At 31.2% G+C, this 510-nt stretch carries 1 protein-coding gene; it reads right to left on the minus strand.

Going from position 1 to position 510, the window contains the following annotated elements:
- Window positions 1–264, minus strand: a 264-nt coding sequence (locus ACNOHI_RS25660) for a DUF1778 domain-containing protein (RefSeq protein WP_420477545.1), incomplete at its 3' end; no start/stop codon positions are given.
- Between the last annotated feature and the right edge of the window lie 246 nt (window positions 265–510).

The raw sequence follows: 510 nt of genomic DNA on the forward strand, positions 1-510 counted from the left end.
TTTTTTGTATCGTAATTGAGCCTTCTTAAGGTTTTCGTTCGGTGCCGGTGGATTTAAAATCGCGTCAATGAATATTTTCTTATCCTCAACCGATTTAAACATAACGTTGCTGTCATTGATGATTTTAGTTGCTTCATTATTGATGCAATAAACGACAAATTCAGACACGCTTTTAAACCCGCGCAACAACGACGCGTACTTAACCAGCTCCTTCTGTTCCGTGCTAATGCGAACATCGATGCGATCATTGAAAGTAGTTGCCATAATTCTCTTGTCTTTAAATGAAATATATCTATAAAATTATGCCTTGACTATAAGTTGAGTATATGTAAAGTATATAAGCTAATTTTTCTATCTGATAATGTAAATGTTCTTGTAAATGCTATTGTTTTTGAAGATTGATTTTAAACTAAATGTAAATGATGATAAAAAGTAAAGTAAAAACTGATAATGAAAATAATACTAAATAATAAAATTAATCGCACTCGCGCATTAGCAATACAAATGTAC

The sequence above is a fragment of the Noviherbaspirillum sp. ST9 genome (assembly GCF_048799745.1).
Classification (GTDB): Bacteria; Pseudomonadota; Gammaproteobacteria; order Burkholderiales; family Burkholderiaceae_D; genus Noviherbaspirillum.